Raw genomic sequence first — 1,046 nt, forward strand, 5'->3', positions numbered from 1 at the left:
CCAAATCATCTGTGAATGGGCCGCTTTTGCGGCCCATTTTATTTGTCACGCCGAAAAGCGGCCAAACTGTAATATCTGTTAAACAACATTCGATTTACCCCCCCTGCCCTGCACACTAAAATGACGCAGCTTTACAGAAATCATGCCATCAGGCGCTGTCGCAACGTCTGATGGCATGGTTTTTACCGAGGTTTGATGTGAACGATAATTCAATGACCCCGCAGGAGCGCCGCGCCACCTGGGGATTGGGCACCGTATTCTCCCTGCGCATGCTCGGCATGTTTATGGTACTGCCGGTGCTGACCACCTACGGCATGGCGCTCAACGGCGCCAGCGAAGCGCTGATCGGTATCGCCATCGGCATTTACGGCCTGGCACAGGCGGTATTTCAGATCCCGTTCGGCCTGGTGTCCGATCGTATAGGCCGCAAGCCGCTGATCGTCGGCGGCCTACTGATCTTTGCCCTCGGCAGCGTGATCGCCGCCGTCACTGACTCTATCTGGGGCGTGATCCTCGGCCGCGCGTTGCAAGGCTCCGGCGCCATCGCCGCCGCGGTAATGGCGCTGCTCTCCGATCTGACCCGCGAGCAGAACCGCACCAAAGCGATGGCGTTCATCGGCGTCAGCTTCGGTATCACCTTCGCCATCGCCATGGTTCTGGGCCCCATCATCACCCATGCCTTGGGCCTGCATGCGTTGTTCTGGATGATCGCCGTGCTGGCGCTGGCCGGCATCGTCATCACTCTGGCAGTAGTACCTTCCGCCGATACCCATCTGCTGAACCGCGAGTCCAGCATCGTGCGCGGCAGCTTCCGCAAAGTGCTGAGCAACTCGCGCCTGCTGAAGCTCAACTTCGGCATCATGTGCCTGCATATCCTGCTGATGTCGAGCTTCGTGGCGCTGCCGCTAGCGATGGAGAAAGCCGGGCTGGCGGCCAGCGAACACTGGATCGTCTACCTGGTGACCATGCTGGTGTCGTTCGCCGCCGTGGTGCCGTTCATCATCTATGCCGAAAAATATCGCCGCATGAAGCAGGTGTTTATGGGC

Annotated in this window: 1 protein-coding gene; it reads left to right on the forward strand. The window is 59.1% G+C overall.

Annotation, left to right across the window (positions count from 1 at the left end):
* Positions 1 to 212: 212 nt before the first annotated feature.
* A partial coding sequence (locus tag ACWF0M_RS38140) for an MFS transporter (RefSeq protein WP_452240646.1) occupies positions 213 to 1,046 on the forward strand: 834 nt, incomplete at its 3' end.

It is taken from the genome of Kribbella sp. NPDC055110 (assembly GCF_053607525.1).